We start from the raw sequence: 13913 nt of genomic DNA on the forward strand, positions 1-13913 counted from the left end.
AGATTTCTTTTTGCGCGCTCCGCCGACTTATCCCTACTACGCTACGCTGGCCGACCCTCTCTTCGCTGTGCGGAAAGAGGGTGGAAAATTAAAATTTCACCTACTTAACACCACTACTTTAGGCTTTTTGAAAGATTTAGGGTAAACTTGCATCATTATAATGAAAACATTCTACGGAGATTTAAAACTTGGTATTTTGGGCGGCGGTCAGCTTGGGCGCATGCTGATACAACAGGCTATTAATTATAATGTTACCGTTAAGGTGCTCGATCCTGATCGTGAGGCGCCATGCCGTAAATTATGCGATGAATTTGTAGTTGGCTCGTTGGGCGACTATGAAACTGTTTACAATTTCGGCAAGAAGGTGGACATGCTTACCATCGAGATTGAAAAGGTGAACGTTGAGGCACTGGAGCAGCTCGAAAAAGAAGGCGTATTGGTTTATCCGCAACCGCGCATCATCAGACTGATACAGGATAAGGGCCTGCAAAAACAATTTTTTAAGGAGAATGATATACCTACGGCTGATTTTCAGGTGATATCATCAATGGAGCAGTTAAAGGAAAGCCATATCCCATTCCCATATATTCAGAAACTACGCCGCGATGGCTACGATGGCAAGGGTGTTTACAAGGTGGTTGATGAATCATACCTTGATAAAGCTTTCACCGAGCCGAGCCTGATTGAGCGCCTGGTTGATTTTGAAAAGGAGATAGCCGTTATTGTTGCCCGTAATGCAAGCGGCGAGGTAAAAACCTTCCCGATGGTGGAGATGGAATTTAACCCGCAAGCTAATTTGGTGGAGTTCCTGATAGCGCCCTCAACCCTGCCATTTGAGGTACACCAGGAAGCTGAACTGATTGCCAAACGCATTGCTGAAACACTTAAAATAGTGGGCATACTGGCAGTAGAAATGTTTTTAGATAAAAGCGGCCGCATACTGGTAAATGAACTGGCCCCACGCCCACATAACAGTGGCCACCAGAGTATTGAGGGTAATGTAGTATCACAGTTTGAGCAACATTTAAGGGCAATATTTGACCAGCCAATGGGTGATACCGCCTGCCTGAACAATGCCATTATGGTTAACATTTTAGGCGAGCCCGGCTATGAAGGCCCGGCAATTTACCAGGGCATTGAAAAAATATTAAAGCTTGCCGGCGTGTATGTACATTTATATGGCAAAGCCTTAACCAAGCCTTTCCGTAAAATGGGTCACGTTACCATTGTTGATGCCGACAGGGAAAAAGCGATTGAAAAAGCAAGATTTGTGCAGGAGACGTTGAAGGTGATAAGTTAGTTTAGTTCATAGTTGATGGTTCATAGTTCATAGCCGAAAGAATACGAAATATATGGCCTTTAGATTTGAGGATTTACAAGTTTGGCATAGAGCATTGGCATTAAGCGAACAGATAAACCAATTGACTAAAACTTTTCCCAAAGACGAAGTTTATGTATTAACTTCACAAATAAAGCGTGCCGCTGATTCGGTTGTATTAAACATTGCTGAAGGATCAACGGGGCAAAGCAAGGCGGTTTTTAAGTTATTTCTAACATATTCACTTCGGTCAGCCATAGAAGTTGTGAGTTGTTTATTTATAGCGAAAACAAGAGGCTATTTAAAAGAAGATTTATTTAAACAATTATATGATGAATATGAGTCGATTGTTAAAATGATAACAGCACTAAAAAACTCATTTTAACAATCTGGCTATGAACTATGAACCATCAACTATGAACCAAGGATCACCAAAAATAGGAATCATCATGGGTAGCAAATCAGATCTGCATATTATGCAGGATGCTGCCGATGTTTTAAAGGAACTGGGTGTTAATTACGAGATCACCGTTGTATCGGCACATCGCACACCCGACCGTATGTTCAGCTACGCCCGTGCCGCTGCTGATCGTGGTATAAAAGTTATTATTGCCGGTGCCGGTGGTGCTGCGCATTTGCCGGGCATGGTGGCTTCATTAACACATCTGCCTGTTATTGGTGTGCCGGTAAAATCAAGCAACTCCATTGATGGCTGGGACTCTATCCTATCCATATTACAAATGCCAAATGGCATCCCTGTAGCTACCGTTGCCCTAAATGCCGCGAAAAACGCAGGTATTTTAGCTGCGCAGATACTATCCACAGCAGATGAATTCCTGGTTCAAAAGCTCATCACTTTTAAGGAAGAACTGAAGAAAAAAGTAGAGGAATCGGCAGAAGAAATGAGTCGGGAGTCATAATTATGAAGTCGTGAGTCAGAAGTTCTAAGCCTGAAGTCAATATACGACTTTGCACCAATGAACTAAGGAACCAATGAACAAGTGAACCAATAAACTAATTAAGCGCCGGATTTTCAGGAAAATTGGCTATGTGTGCGTAGCGCTGACCTAAGCCTATTACCACATCTTTCCATAGGTTCTCCTCATCATGGGTAAAAAGTATATCCAGGCTGATCTTATCAGTCACTATCCAGGTATTTTCACGCAGTTCCTCTTCTAACTGGCCTGCGGTCCAGCCGGAGTAGCCGGTGAAAAATTTGATCTCATCCTCATTCAGCTGGTAATTGGTTATCAGTTCTTTTACCGTTTCATAGTCACCGCCCCAAAATACACCATCTGCTATTTGGATACCTCCGGGTATTTTATCGGGGCAGTGGTGTATAAAATGTAAAGTGTTATTACCCACCGGTCCGCCTATATAAACGGGCATTTCTGAGTAGGATATCTCAGGCAAAATATCACCCAGCAAATATTCGCTTTGGTGATTTAAAACAAAGCCCGCTGCACCCGCGTCAGAATACTCGGTTAAAACAATAACCGAACGTTTAAAATTCGGATCCATCATAAAAGGCTCCGAAATTAATAAATGACCTATGGCCGCTGAAATTGGACTAAGCATGGCGCTAATATTTATTCTCTATAACAAACATCATAAAAATAAGTTCATTTTAGCAAAAAATGAACTATAATTTACATATGTACGGTATAATTAATTAGTAAGTTTGCATTAATGGATCAAAAAGAGTTACAAAACCTGCGGCAGGATTACAGCGCCGCCACTTTATCTGAAGCCTCAACCAAGGATAATCCGATAAAGCAGTTTGAATTATGGTTTCATGAAGCTGTAGCATCGCAGCAGCATGAGCCAAACGCCATGACACTTGCTACCGCTACACACGACGGCCGCCCATCAGCCCGTATAGTATTATTAAAAGGCTTTAGTAACGATGGCTTTACCTTTTATACCAATTACCTGAGCCGCAAAGGCAAGGAGATTACCAAAAATCCACTAGGTTCCCTGGTGTTTTTTTGGGGTGAACTGGAACGCCAGGTACGCATTGAGGGCACTATTGAAAAGCTAAGCAAAGAGGAATCTGAAAGATATTTTAAAGTACGGCCAAAACAGAGCCAGCTAGGTGCAGTAGCATCGCCGCAAAGTCAGGAGATCCCTGACCGTACACAGCTTGAAAAGAAAATGGAAGAACTGGAAGCAGAATATGCCGATAAGGATGTTCCAAAGCCATCGCATTGGGGTGGTTATGTTTTAAAGCCACGCATAATAGAATTCTGGCAGGGTCGCCCCAGTCGTTTGCATGACCGTATAGTTTACAAAAAGATTGATAACAAAACCTGGAAAAAAGTCCGTTTGGCGCCATGATTTTTGAAGATATTAAACTATTGCTTACTGAAAAATTTGGCACTGAGGTTATAGTTGGCGAGGAAACTACCGGTTTGCAGCCAGCCCTACTTATTACGCCTGATAAAATAGCGGAAGTTTGCCTTGAGTTAAGAAATAATCCCAAAACGTATTTTGATTTCCTATCATGCCTTACCGGTGTGGATTATGGCGCAGAGGCTAACCGCTTTGGCGTAGTTTATCATTTGGCATCTATCCCCTACAAAACACAGCTAACTTTAAAAATAAGTAAGGAGAACGACAGGAACGAGGAAAATTTGCCATCGTTCCCAAGTGTGGTACCGGTTTATAAAACAGCCGACTGGCATGAGCGTGAAGCTTATGATATGGTAGGGATATTTTTTGAGGAGCACCCTGATCTAAGGCGTATTTTATTGCCGGATGATTGGGAAGGATTCCCGCTAAGGAAAGATTATAAAACGGCAGAGTATTATAAAGGGATTAAAATAGATTGATTTGATCAAAGCGTCATTGTAGAAAACGGTAATAAAAGGGTGTCATGCTGAGGCACTCGAAGCATGCGGGCAAAGGCCTTTACGCTCATACTTCGAGTACCTCAGTATGACACCCACGCTCAATAACATTATAAAGTGAACGAAGCTTTAGAAACATATAACAAAAAAATTGCCGCGGCGGCCGTTGAAGACATGGTGTTGAACATGGGGCCACAGCACCCATCAACCCATGGCGTTTTACGGCTGGAGCTGATCACCGATGGTGAAATAGTTAAGGAGGTGATACCGCACATTGGTTACCTGCACCGCTGTTTTGAAAAACATGCTGAATCACTCACCTATCAGCAAACCATTCCGTTTACCGACAGGATGGATTACCTGGCATCAATGAATAACAGTCATGCCTTTGTGATGGGTGTTGAGCGTATGCTGGGTATTGATAAGGATATCCCCAAACGGATTGAATACATCCGCGTACTGGTTTGCGAGCTGAACCGCATTGCCTCACACCTGATTGCTATCGGCACTTATGGTATTGATATTGGCGCTTTTACGCCTTTCTTGTGGTGCTTTAGGGATAGGGAGCATATAATGGGCATGCTGGAGTGGGCATCGGGCTCGCGCATGTTATATAACTATATTTGGGTAGGTGGCTTATTTTACGACCTGCCTGTTGGTTTTGAAGAACGCTGCCGCGAGTTTGTTGACTATTTTAAGCCCAAAATGGTTGAGCTGAATCAATTATTAACCGATAATCAGGTATTTATTAGTCGCACGGCCAATGTAGGCGTATTGCCGCTTGATGTGGCTATTAACTATGGCTGCTCCGGCCCTATGTTGCGTGGCTCGGGATTGAAATGGGACTTGAGGCGTATTGACGGCTACTCTGCTTATCCTGAACTGGAATTTGATATCCCGGTAGGAAAAGGTGAAATGGGGACTGTTGGCGATTGCTGGGACAGGTATAAAGTACGTGTTGATGAGATAGAGCAGTCGTTAAAAATGATTGAGCAATGCCTCGACCGCCTGCAGAATGAACTGAAACGCACCCCGGATTTTGATCCGCGGGCTAAGCTGCCCCGCAAAACCATACCAAAGGCACAGGATTATTATGTACGCTGCGAAGGTGCCAAAGGTGAGCTGGGTTTTTATTTTATGGCCGATGGAAAATCAGAGATCCCTACCCGTGTAAAATCACGCGGACCAAGTTTCAACAACTTATCCGTATTGCCGGAGTTAGCCAAAGGCGTTATGATAGCCGACCTGATAGCTATTGTAGGCTCTATAGATTTTGTATTAGGCGAGGTTGACCGCTAAATAATATCCAACAAAAAAGACCTCCGTGTGGAAGCCTTTAAACTTATGCAATGAATTTCATTTCTTATTTATCATATACCTTAACCATAAATACGTAGTTCTTCAATTTTTTCAGTTGTTGTACAGAGTTCAAATTGCCTAAAGTATTTTTTGTATTCAGGCTGATCTTTTTGTTTAATGAATCAGCAGGTATATTTTGAATAGCATTTATTAAGTAGCTTGATTTAATTGCAAAATGCACACCTTCCAATTGTGATTGTTTAGCCTGTACAATGCCTATTACATTACCCCTGCCATCCATTAAAGGGCCGCCGCTATTACCCGGGTTAATTGGTACAGATATCTGGTAGTCTAAACTATCGCCATTCAAACCATTGGCTGCTGTAAGCTTACCATAGCCATAAACAGGGGAATCTTGTGGGAAACCGTAAGTGTAAACGTCTTCAGCCAAATCACTTTCTGATTTTTTGAAAGTATATGGTATAGCACCCAAGTTTCTGAATGAAGTATCAACTATTTTCAGGATAGCTATATCATTTTGCGGCTCAGTATATAATACTTTGGCTTTAAATGATTTGCCGACAGCGTTCTGTACATATACAGAATCAGCGCCGTTAACTACATGATAATTTGTGGCGATCAATCCGCCTGATGTTATAGCGAAACCTGTACCCCTAAACCTGTCTGTTGCACTTACAACAGTTCTGGTAGCACCTTGCGCAGCCTTTTTATTCAGGGTTTCTGTTTTTTGTTTCAAAATACCAACCTCGCGCCTTAACTGAATATATTTCGACTCCTGGTTGCTTAAGTTCCCGGTTATAAATAAAGTGCTTAATATGGCAAAAATAGCTATTGACGCAGCTACCGATATTTTTGAATGATGATTGCGCCATAACCTTACAATACGCGATGGATGCACGATCAGCTCTTCGGCCAATGTGTGTACATCAATCTCGTCGTGTATAGCATTTAAGCGGGTTTCTAACGCCAGTCGATCACCGTATTGCTTTAATATCTTAGCAAATTCCTCGTGTTCAGCTATCTTATTATTAATGGCTGTGTCGCCTTTACGAAGCAATTCAAATTGTTTACGTTCCTGTGGTGTCATTTCACCATTCAGGTACCGTTCAATTTCTTCAAGTAAGTTACTGTCGTTCATCTTCCTATCTCCTTATTTTTGCTGAAAAAATAGTTTTTTCAAGCGTTGCAGGCATTTATATTTTTGCGTTTTCGCATTATCGGCATTTGTATAGCCAAACCGTTCACATATCTCCTGCATTGAGCGATTGTTGATATAAAAATCTTCCATAATGGTTTTACAGGGCTCGCCTAATAACTGGAGTGCAACCCCCATTTTATTAAACTGTATGTCCATGTCATTCTGCTTCTCAACCTCATCGTCAACCGGCGAATACTCATGAAAATCCCTTATATCCCCACCATACCTTGCCATCTGGCTTAGCCTTTTAAGCCAAAGCCGCCTGCAAACCGAGTAAAGAAATGTTTTGAGTTTGCTGCTTAACTCAAAATCACCTGCTTTTACTTTGTTATAAAGTATAATTATGGCTTCCTGGTATATGTCTTTAGCATCATCAGGCGTACCGTTATTATTTATAATAAGCTGCAATACCATTGGAAAGTAAGCCACGTATAAACGCTTTAATACACTATCCGAATTATTTAGTATCCCGAGAATAACCTCACTATCTGTTGGTATTGAACCTTTTACCTCTTTATACACTCCTTAATACTATTTATGTGAAATTGTAACCCATCTTTATTAAAAAAAACTAAATTAATAATTTAAGGTTTATCTTTTTTGAACGGTTACATCACCCCAAAAGTAAATTTTAAATGCAATACACTCATGAAAAACATTATTAAAACAGGCCTGGTAGCTATATCTGTATTATCATTTGCCGCATGTTCAGGCAGAAAAGCTGCCGCCAGCACCGATACCACTACAGTAAGGGTTGACTCTACCGTTAAAACAACTACAGTTGACAGCCTACAGAAAGACACTACAAAAAAAGATACTACAAAAATGTAATCCGGGCTTGTTAACCGGTATTTTACAAGGTAACTCATTAAAACGGGTTACCTTTTTTATTTTTTTATTATCCGGATCTGGCTTCGCTTAGCATTGAAACACAATGCAGTAGTTATCCGTACAAAGCGTCAAAAAATAAAATTTACATTATTTTAACTTTTATGGGTTACCTTTTACAACTTATAGTATTAATGGAGAATCAAATTTAAAATCAACATGAAAAACTCATTAAAAATTGCAGTTTTAGCATTAGTGATTTCTGTTTCAGTATCAGCTTGCGGCGGCAGTAAAACCGGCTCTGGTTCTGACAGCACGAAAACTGATTCAGCCAAAGTTGTAACCGATACTACTAAAAAAGATACTAGTATTAAAGTAGACTCTACTAAAAAGGATACTACAGTTAAGGACACCAGTGTTAAAACAGTAACCAAGAAAGTAGAAACAAAAAAGAATTAATAAATTAATTAATATAAAACCCCCACAAAAAATGAAAAATTCATTCAAAGTTGGCTTCTTAGCTTTAGCTATCGCCGTTTCTTTCGCAGCTTGCAAAAGCAAATCTTCAACTTCAGCTACTGATTCAACTAAAACTGATTCAACTAAAGTTGTAACTGATTCAACTAAAAAAGATTCAACTAAAGTTGACACTGCAAAAAAAGACACTACTAAAAAAGATACAACTAAAAAATAATTAGTTTTTTAAACTGATTATTAGTTTTTTGTAACTAAGCATAAGGTAATTTGTGATTTTTCTAAAAATCATGGGTTACCTTTTGCCGTTTTATGTATTAATAACAAAACTATTAATCACTTTAAAAAACTAAACATGAAAAATTCATTCAAAGTTGGCTTTTTAGCTTTAGCTATCGCCGTTTCTTTCGCAGCTTGTAAAAGCAAAACTGGTGCATCTTCTGCGGATTCAGCTAAAATGGCTGACTCAGCTAAAATGGCTGACTCAACTAAAATGGCTGACACTTCAAAAATGAAAATGTCTGATACTACTAAGAAGGACACTACTAAAAAAGACACTACTAAGAAAAAGTAATTTTTCTTCAACACTACAAAAAACGCCCTTGCAGCAATGCAAAGGCGTTTTTTGTTTATAAATCATTTCAGTTTTACTTTCCCCTGAATAAGGAAATTATCCAGACAATAATAGCGATTACTATAACAACAGCTATAATACCAACCACAGCTCCCGCCTTAAATATACCGCCGATGACAGCACAACTGCTCATGGCCGTCACAACCAGGCACAGCAGTAATAAGTTTAGTTTTTTCATGATAAATGTTTGAGTATTGATAATTAAGCAATTAAATACAATAATCAGGCCCTAATTACCAGAGCGCTTTAACATAGTTTATTTAAACTTTTTTAAGCCCTATTGATATAGATAAGTATTTTTACCGCATACTTATTTGTGATGAACAACCCGCTACTCTCTATAGATAACGTTACCGTAAGGTACCTTAATAATACCCTGTTTAAACACCTGACATTTAACATTAGCAAAGGCCAGAACTGGGCGCTGATAGGCGAAAGCGGTTCAGGTAAAAGCGCTTTATTGCAAACTATTGCAGGCCGCTTTAATGTTACCGGCGGTGAAGTGAAATATCATTTTTTTGACGAGTTTTTAGTACATCACCCCACCGATGCTGATGGTTTAACCCATCATAAGCTGATCGCACTAGTGGAATCAAAACATCATTTCAAGAACCGTTCAAATACCAGTAATTTCTATTATCAGCAGCGCTATAATTCGTCCGATTCAGAAGATGCCTTAACCGTTGATGAATACCTGCAATCTATCCATCCGGCAGCAGGCGAGGGTCTTTACTGGAACATTGAAAAGGTGATCGAAACCTTGAACCTGGCAGCCTTACGCTCTAAAGAGCTCATCAAGCTCTCAAACGGTGAAACCAAACGCCTTATGCTGGCTGCGGCATTACTCAAGAACCCGGCTTTATTATTATTGGATACCCCATTAACCGGCCTTGATGTGCAAACGCGTGCAGCCTTTAGTTTGATGATAGATGAGATCATCGCATCAGGTATTACGGTGATTATGGCTACATCACCTTATGAGATCCCCGAAGCTATTACGCATATTGCCTATTTACAGGATGGCAATATCACTCAAGAGCTTACAAAAAGCATCTTTAAACCGGAACACTTCACCCAAAACACTGCCGATAATATAGACAAAGAACAGCTTAAAGCCCTGTTAACCGCTGAGCCTAAACCGACCTACACTTATATAGTGAAGATGAACAACGTAAACATCAGGTATGGCGAAAACCAGGTACTGAAGAACGTAAACTGGCAGATCCTCCCCGGCGAACGCTGGGCACTGCTTGGCCCTAATGGCGCGGGCAAGTCGACCTTATTGAGTTTGATAAACGGCGATAACCCGCAGGCTTATGCCAATGATATTGTTTTATTTGATAAGCAACGTGGTACAGGCGAAAGTATTTGGGATATCAAGAAGAAGATAGGCTTCGTATCGCCCGAACTGCACCAGTACTTCCCTACGGATAATAGTTGTTTACAGGTGATTGAGTCCGGTTATTATGATACGCTGGGACTGTTCAGGCCCAGTCAGCCTAAACGCACTGAAACAGCCCTCAAATGGATGCAGGCCCTGGAGATAGATAAATACGCCCGCACCCTGCTCAAGAATATCCCCGCCAGTGCCCAGCGTCTGTGCCTGCTGGCAAGAGCGCTGATCAAAAACCCTGATCTGCTGATATTCGACGAGCCCTGCCAGGGTATGGATGCCCATCAACAGGCCCACTTTAAGCAAATAGTAAACACCATTTGCACCCTGAGCGATGTTACCCTCATATATGTAACCCACTATCAGCACGAGATTCCCGACAGCGTAACTAAGGTGTTGAAGTTAGAGAAGGGATCGGTAGTTGATTAGCTGAGTGTGCCACGGAACGGGTGAAACAGGTGGCACAGTTTGGAACAGCATACCCTAATGTCACATAGATATTCAGAAGATCAAAAAAGGGTGTCATACTGAGCGATAGTCGAAGTATGCGGGCAAAGGCCTCTGCGCTCAGGGTGACACCCATCCCATGATACTTAATTGCGCTCATCTATGACGAGTGCTTAAAATGGGTTAGCGATTGTATCGCCCGGGCATTGCAAATGCCAACTAGTTATGTGCTCTGAATAAATAATATCTCTTTTTTGAAAACGCAAACCACAGCATCGCTATAAACGCTAATACCGATGGCCAAAATTCAATTAAAACTGCATAAAATCTAGTAGCGTATTCTTTTAAACGATCATAAAATGTTGGCTGTATTGGAGTATAAAACACATCGTGACTAAAATCTATTATATACGCTGGATGTAGTGCGTGAAGTGGTTTAGTATCCAATCTATTTGCATTCCATACATAAACCTGGTTACGCTTTAAAAGTACGCCTATATCACCATCATTGCTTTGATAAACATCGTCAATACCGCTTACAAAATCTTTGTATTTAGAATGGGGGCCGTAAGAGATACGTACTCCATTAATAACGTCTTTGGTTTTGTTTAGTTTATTTAATGCCATATTTAATCTGACATGTTCGACTACATCGTGCTTTACATTACCAGTGAACGATACATCTGTATAGTTCCTAAGGTTATCAATACTTTTATGTTTAATAAGATTGTCCTCAAAATATTTCCAGTCATGGTCACTATATGTTATAATTTCCATTGCGTAAAATTTCTGAAACCATCCATCGTTCAACAAATAAACAATGCACAGCATAGGTAGAAATACCAAACTGATGAGGCCGGGAAAGTATAATTTACTAAATTTAGATTGCGCTTTGGTTAGCATAAATTAAATATACAAACTAAATCCAAACAAATAATTGCCAGTTACTTAATGCTTTTCCTGCACTAAAAAAATTTTCACATTTCACTTTTTACTTTTCAATTTAAATACTATATTTGCACCCTCTTTATAAGGAAGAAATACAAATGAAAAAAGATCTGCATCCATCAAATTATAGATTAGTTGTATTTAAAGACATGTCTAACGACTACTCTTTTATAACTAAATCATGCATCGATACCCGTGAATCAGTAAAATGGGAAGATGGTAACGAATATCCGTTAGTAAAATTAGAAATCTCTCATACATCACACCCTTTCTATACCGGTAAAATGAAACTGGTTGATACTGCTGGTCGTATTGATAAATTCCGCACACGTTACAACAAGAAATAATTACTTGTTTATAAATAATATCAGAAGTCTCCCGATACATTGGGAGACTTTTTTATTTTTGCGCCATGGCAATCATTCTTTTTGAAGATAACGCGCACCAAACACTCCTACCGCTAACTTACACTCGCCCTGTTGCCGACCTGCGCATTGGTATCCTTACCATTGCCGAAAAGTGGGCAAAATATTTAAAAGTAGCATACTCTTTTAAAACAGAAGCTTACCTGCAAGGTAAGTTCCCTATAAAAATCACAACAGATAACTTATTCATCAACGGTGCTTTTTGCCCTGATGCTGATCTGCTTGAAGCTATAGACAAACTGCAAACAGGCGAAGCTTTAAAGCTGGGTGAACAGTTAATAGCTGTACGTTTAAATGAAAGCGATGCCAATAGTTTTAACGCAGGTGCCGAATTTGACCGTGTCAGCAATTATAACAAGTCCCCTATCGTATTAAAGCATCCTGAAGATATATTCAGGAACAACGATACTGAGCTGCGCAAGGATTTTACCCTGTTAACTAAAGGCCGTACCAGTGCTGCTATCAGCTCAACCAATACCATTATAGGTACTGATTTTTTTGCCGAGGATGATGTAAATACCGAATGCTGTACATTCAGCACCATTAACGGCCCTATCTACTTAGGTAAACATACCGAGGTTTGGGAAGGCACCAATATTCGTGGCGGCTTTGCTTTAAACTCGCACTCGCAGGTAAAAATGGGCACCAAAATATATGGCGCAACCACCATTGGCCCCTACTGCCGTGTAGGCGGCGAAATAAACAACGCTGTGGTTTGGGGATACTCCAATAAAGGGCATGAGGGTTATTTAGGTAACTCCGTAGTTGGCGAATGGTGCAATATAGGCGCCGACAGCAACAACTCCAATCTTAAAAACAACTATGCCGAGGTAAAGCTGTGGGATTACCCATCGGAGCGCTACCGTAAAACAGGCCTGCAATTTTGCGGCTTAATTATGGCCGACCATGCCAAATGCGGTATCAATACCATGTTTAATACTGGTACCGTTGTGGGCGTGGGCTCCAATGTGTTTGGCGCTGGCTTTCCACCAAATTTTATTCCCGATTTTTCGTGGGGAGGCGCGCAGTATGGTATTGAAACTTATTCGCTTAAAAAAATGCTCGAGACCACCGAAAAGGTTTTCGCCCGCCGCGAACACCGCCCTTTTGATGACAACGAGCAAAACATTATAAAAACGATATTTGAACTGACCGAAAAATATAGAAATTTTTAAATTATTGAGTGAATTAGTGTTTGAGTGCATGAGTGAGTTTAAGACCATACACCCATTAACAATTAATCACTAATTCACTCAAACACTAATTCACTCAATATAAAAACATGAGAAAAAAAATAGTAGCCGGAAACTGGAAAATGAACCTTGATTATAACGAGGGCTTGGCCTTATTTTCTGAGATCACAAACATGATCAAGGATGAGATAACCGGCGCGCAGGAAGCTGTTGTTTGCAGCCCGTTCATTCATTTACACAGCCTGGTACAAATGGCTAAAGGCTATAGCAAAGTATCAGTTGGCGCGCAAAACGCGCATCAGGCTGAGTCTGGTGCATATACCGGCGAGATCTCCGCTAAAATGATAAAATCAGTTGGCGCTACTTATGTAATATTAGGTCACTCTGAGCGTCGCCAGTATTTTGGTGAGACCAACGAGTTATTAGCCAAAAAAGCTGATACTGCTTTGGCAAATGGCTTAAAACCAATTTTCTGTATTGGCGAAACCCTGGCCGAACGCGATGCTGAGATCCATTTCGGCGTAATAAAGGACCAGCTTGAGGATGGCGTTTTCCATTTAGATGCCGCACAGTTTGCGCAACTGGTTATTGCTTATGAGCCGGTTTGGGCTATCGGCACAGGCTTAACAGCTACAGCTCCGCAGGCACAGGAAATACACGCCTTTATCCGTGCCGAAATAGCTGCAAAATACGGTCAGCAACTAGCTGACGACACTACCATATTGTACGGTGGCAGCTGCAATGCAAAAAATGCACCTGAATTATTTTCAGAAAAAGATATTGATGGCGGCCTTATCGGCGGAGCATCACTAAAATCACGTGATTTTGTGGATATTTTAAAGGTGTTTAATTCGAAATAATAAGCAGTTAACCTATCTTCTCCACG

General features: G+C 40.7%; 19 protein-coding genes. 14 read left to right on the top strand and 5 right to left on the bottom strand.

Going from position 1 to position 13913, the window contains the following annotated elements; genetic code table 11:
• The first annotated feature begins 160 nt into the window (after positions 1-160).
• Genes BLU33_RS16035 through purE form a run of 3 tightly spaced genes read left to right on the top strand, consistent with a single transcriptional unit; the run spans position 161 to position 2238 of the window.
• Positions 161-1300, top strand: a complete 1140-nt coding sequence (locus tag BLU33_RS16035; RefSeq protein WP_091375141.1) for a 5-(carboxyamino)imidazole ribonucleotide synthase — start codon at positions 161-163, stop codon at positions 1298-1300.
• A 52-nt stretch (positions 1301-1352) separates the two neighbouring features.
• Positions 1353-1703 carry a four helix bundle protein gene (locus BLU33_RS16040; RefSeq protein ID WP_091375145.1) on the top strand — a complete coding sequence of 117 codons (351 nt, stop codon included), beginning with the start codon at positions 1353-1355 and terminating at the stop codon, positions 1701-1703.
• 31 nt (positions 1704-1734) lie between these two features.
• Positions 1735-2238 carry a 5-(carboxyamino)imidazole ribonucleotide mutase gene (gene purE, locus BLU33_RS16045; protein WP_091380659.1) on the top strand — a complete coding sequence of 168 codons (504 nt, stop codon included), beginning with the start codon at positions 1735-1737 and terminating at the stop codon, positions 2236-2238.
• A gap of 94 nt (positions 2239-2332) precedes the next feature.
• Here purE and BLU33_RS16050 read toward each other — a convergent pair whose 3' ends face one another.
• Complete coding sequence (locus tag BLU33_RS16050) at positions 2333-2896, bottom strand: YqgE/AlgH family protein (RefSeq protein WP_091375148.1); 564 nt, start codon at positions 2894-2896, stop codon at positions 2333-2335.
• A gap of 111 nt (positions 2897-3007) precedes the next feature.
• On the opposite strand from BLU33_RS16050, the gene pdxH reads away from it, so the two are divergent.
• The 3 genes from pdxH to BLU33_RS16065 all read left to right on the top strand — a co-directional run bounded on the left by pdxH (position 3008) and on the right by BLU33_RS16065 (position 5466).
• Positions 3008-3655, top strand: coding sequence for a pyridoxamine 5'-phosphate oxidase (gene pdxH, locus BLU33_RS16055; RefSeq protein WP_091375152.1), 648 nt, complete (start codon positions 3008-3010; stop codon positions 3653-3655).
• The gene (locus BLU33_RS16060) at positions 3652-4149 is read left to right on the top strand and encodes an NADH-quinone oxidoreductase subunit C (protein ID WP_091375155.1); all 498 of its coding nucleotides are present in this window, start codon (positions 3652-3654) and stop codon (positions 4147-4149) included. Before pdxH ends, BLU33_RS16060 begins: the two co-directional genes overlap by 4 nt.
• 192 nt (positions 4150-4341) lie before the next feature.
• A complete protein-coding gene (locus tag BLU33_RS16065; RefSeq protein ID WP_091380662.1) occupies positions 4342-5466 on the top strand; it encodes an NADH-quinone oxidoreductase subunit D in 1125 nt (374 codons plus the stop codon).
• Positions 5467-5530: 64 nt separating this feature from the next.
• Here BLU33_RS16065 and BLU33_RS16070 read toward each other — a convergent pair whose 3' ends face one another.
• Together BLU33_RS16070 and BLU33_RS16075 are read right to left on the bottom strand one after the other, a co-directional pair.
• Positions 5531-6625 (bottom strand): S1C family serine protease, encoded by a 1095-nt coding sequence (locus tag BLU33_RS16070; protein ID WP_091375158.1) that lies wholly within the window; start codon positions 6623-6625, stop codon positions 5531-5533.
• Positions 6626-6637: 12 nt separating this feature from the next.
• Positions 6638-7207: an RNA polymerase sigma factor gene (locus BLU33_RS16075; protein ID WP_091375161.1), complete on the bottom strand. Its 570-nt coding sequence runs from the start codon at positions 7205-7207 to the stop codon at positions 6638-6640.
• 126 nt (positions 7208-7333) lie between these two features.
• On the opposite strand from BLU33_RS16075, the gene BLU33_RS16080 reads away from it, so the two are divergent.
• The 4 genes from BLU33_RS16080 (at position 7334) to BLU33_RS16095 (ending at position 8561) form a co-directional block, all read left to right on the top strand.
• Complete coding sequence (locus tag BLU33_RS16080) at positions 7334-7516, top strand: hypothetical protein (RefSeq protein WP_091375165.1); 183 nt, start codon at positions 7334-7336, stop codon at positions 7514-7516.
• Between the two features lie 216 nt (positions 7517-7732).
• Entirely contained in the window at positions 7733-7972 is a 240-nt protein-coding gene (locus BLU33_RS16085; protein ID WP_091375168.1) for a hypothetical protein, read from the top strand.
• Positions 7973-8003: 31 nt separating this feature from the next.
• Positions 8004-8207, top strand: a complete 204-nt coding sequence (locus BLU33_RS16090) for a hypothetical protein (RefSeq protein WP_091375171.1) — start codon at positions 8004-8006, stop codon at positions 8205-8207.
• Positions 8208-8342: 135 nt separating this feature from the next.
• Complete coding sequence (locus BLU33_RS16095; RefSeq protein WP_091375174.1) at positions 8343-8561, top strand: hypothetical protein; 219 nt, start codon at positions 8343-8345, stop codon at positions 8559-8561.
• Positions 8562-8634: 73 nt separating this feature from the next.
• Here the strand turns inward: BLU33_RS16095 and BLU33_RS16100 are convergent, their stop codons facing one another.
• Positions 8635-8799: a phosphatidate cytidylyltransferase gene (locus BLU33_RS16100; protein WP_091375177.1), complete on the bottom strand. Its 165-nt coding sequence runs from the start codon at positions 8797-8799 to the stop codon at positions 8635-8637.
• 141 nt (positions 8800-8940) lie between these two features.
• Between BLU33_RS16100 and BLU33_RS16105 the strand changes: the two genes are divergently transcribed.
• On the top strand, positions 8941-10443 hold the full coding sequence (locus BLU33_RS16105; protein WP_091375180.1) for an ATP-binding cassette domain-containing protein: 1503 nt from the start codon (positions 8941-8943) through the stop codon (positions 10441-10443).
• Positions 10444-10680: 237 nt separating this feature from the next.
• On the opposite strand, the gene BLU33_RS16110 is transcribed toward BLU33_RS16105, so the two are convergent.
• A complete protein-coding gene (locus BLU33_RS16110) occupies positions 10681-11238 on the bottom strand; it encodes a hypothetical protein (protein ID WP_157682178.1) in 558 nt (185 codons plus the stop codon).
• 269 nt (positions 11239-11507) lie between these two features.
• On the opposite strand from BLU33_RS16110, the gene BLU33_RS16115 reads away from it, so the two are divergent.
• From BLU33_RS16115 to tpiA, 3 genes are all read left to right on the top strand, one after another.
• Positions 11508-11756, top strand: a complete 249-nt coding sequence (locus tag BLU33_RS16115; protein ID WP_076378181.1) for a type B 50S ribosomal protein L31 — start codon at positions 11508-11510, stop codon at positions 11754-11756.
• A 65-nt stretch (positions 11757-11821) separates the two neighbouring features.
• Positions 11822-13009, top strand: coding sequence for a putative sugar nucleotidyl transferase (locus BLU33_RS16120; RefSeq protein ID WP_091375188.1), 1188 nt, complete (start codon positions 11822-11824; stop codon positions 13007-13009).
• Between the two features lie 107 nt (positions 13010-13116).
• A complete protein-coding gene (tpiA, locus tag BLU33_RS16125; RefSeq protein ID WP_091375191.1) occupies positions 13117-13887 on the top strand; it encodes a triose-phosphate isomerase in 771 nt (256 codons plus the stop codon).
• The last annotated feature ends 26 nt before the right edge of the window (positions 13888-13913 follow it).

This window comes from Mucilaginibacter mallensis (genome assembly GCF_900105165.1).
GTDB classification, from domain to species: domain Bacteria; phylum Bacteroidota; class Bacteroidia; order Sphingobacteriales; family Sphingobacteriaceae; genus Mucilaginibacter; species Mucilaginibacter mallensis.

Coding starts and splice junctions, on each gene's coding strand:
- BLU33_RS16095 (WP_091375174.1), top strand. CDS start 8,343: ATGAAAAATTCATTCAAAGTTGGCTTTTTAGCTTTAGCTATCGCCGTT.
- tpiA (WP_091375191.1), top strand. CDS start 13,117: ATGAGAAAAAAAATAGTAGCCGGAAACTGGAAAATGAACCTTGATTAT.
- BLU33_RS16090 (WP_091375171.1), top strand. CDS start 8,004: ATGAAAAATTCATTCAAAGTTGGCTTCTTAGCTTTAGCTATCGCCGTT.
- BLU33_RS16120 (WP_091375188.1), top strand. CDS start 11,822: ATGGCAATCATTCTTTTTGAAGATAACGCGCACCAAACACTCCTACCG.
- BLU33_RS16115 (WP_076378181.1), top strand. CDS start 11,508: ATGAAAAAAGATCTGCATCCATCAAATTATAGATTAGTTGTATTTAAA.
- BLU33_RS16035 (WP_091375141.1), top strand. CDS start 161: ATGAAAACATTCTACGGAGATTTAAAACTTGGTATTTTGGGCGGCGGT.
- BLU33_RS16080 (WP_091375165.1), top strand. CDS start 7,334: ATGAAAAACATTATTAAAACAGGCCTGGTAGCTATATCTGTATTATCA.
- BLU33_RS16110 (WP_157682178.1), bottom strand. CDS start 11,238: ATGGAAATTATAACATATAGTGACCATGACTGGAAATATTTTGAGGAC.
- pdxH (WP_091375152.1), top strand. CDS start 3,008: ATGGATCAAAAAGAGTTACAAAACCTGCGGCAGGATTACAGCGCCGCC.
- BLU33_RS16105 (WP_091375180.1), top strand. CDS start 8,941: ATGAACAACCCGCTACTCTCTATAGATAACGTTACCGTAAGGTACCTT.
- BLU33_RS16070 (WP_091375158.1), bottom strand. CDS start 6,625: ATGAACGACAGTAACTTACTTGAAGAAATTGAACGGTACCTGAATGGT.
- purE (WP_091380659.1), top strand. CDS start 1,735: ATGAACCAAGGATCACCAAAAATAGGAATCATCATGGGTAGCAAATCA.
- BLU33_RS16050 (WP_091375148.1), bottom strand. CDS start 2,896: ATGCTTAGTCCAATTTCAGCGGCCATAGGTCATTTATTAATTTCGGAG.
- BLU33_RS16065 (WP_091380662.1), top strand. CDS start 4,342: ATGGTGTTGAACATGGGGCCACAGCACCCATCAACCCATGGCGTTTTA.
- BLU33_RS16100 (WP_091375177.1), bottom strand. CDS start 8,799: ATGAAAAAACTAAACTTATTACTGCTGTGCCTGGTTGTGACGGCCATG.
- BLU33_RS16060 (WP_091375155.1), top strand. CDS start 3,652: ATGATTTTTGAAGATATTAAACTATTGCTTACTGAAAAATTTGGCACT.
- BLU33_RS16085 (WP_091375168.1), top strand. CDS start 7,733: ATGAAAAACTCATTAAAAATTGCAGTTTTAGCATTAGTGATTTCTGTT.
- BLU33_RS16040 (WP_091375145.1), top strand. CDS start 1,353: ATGGCCTTTAGATTTGAGGATTTACAAGTTTGGCATAGAGCATTGGCA.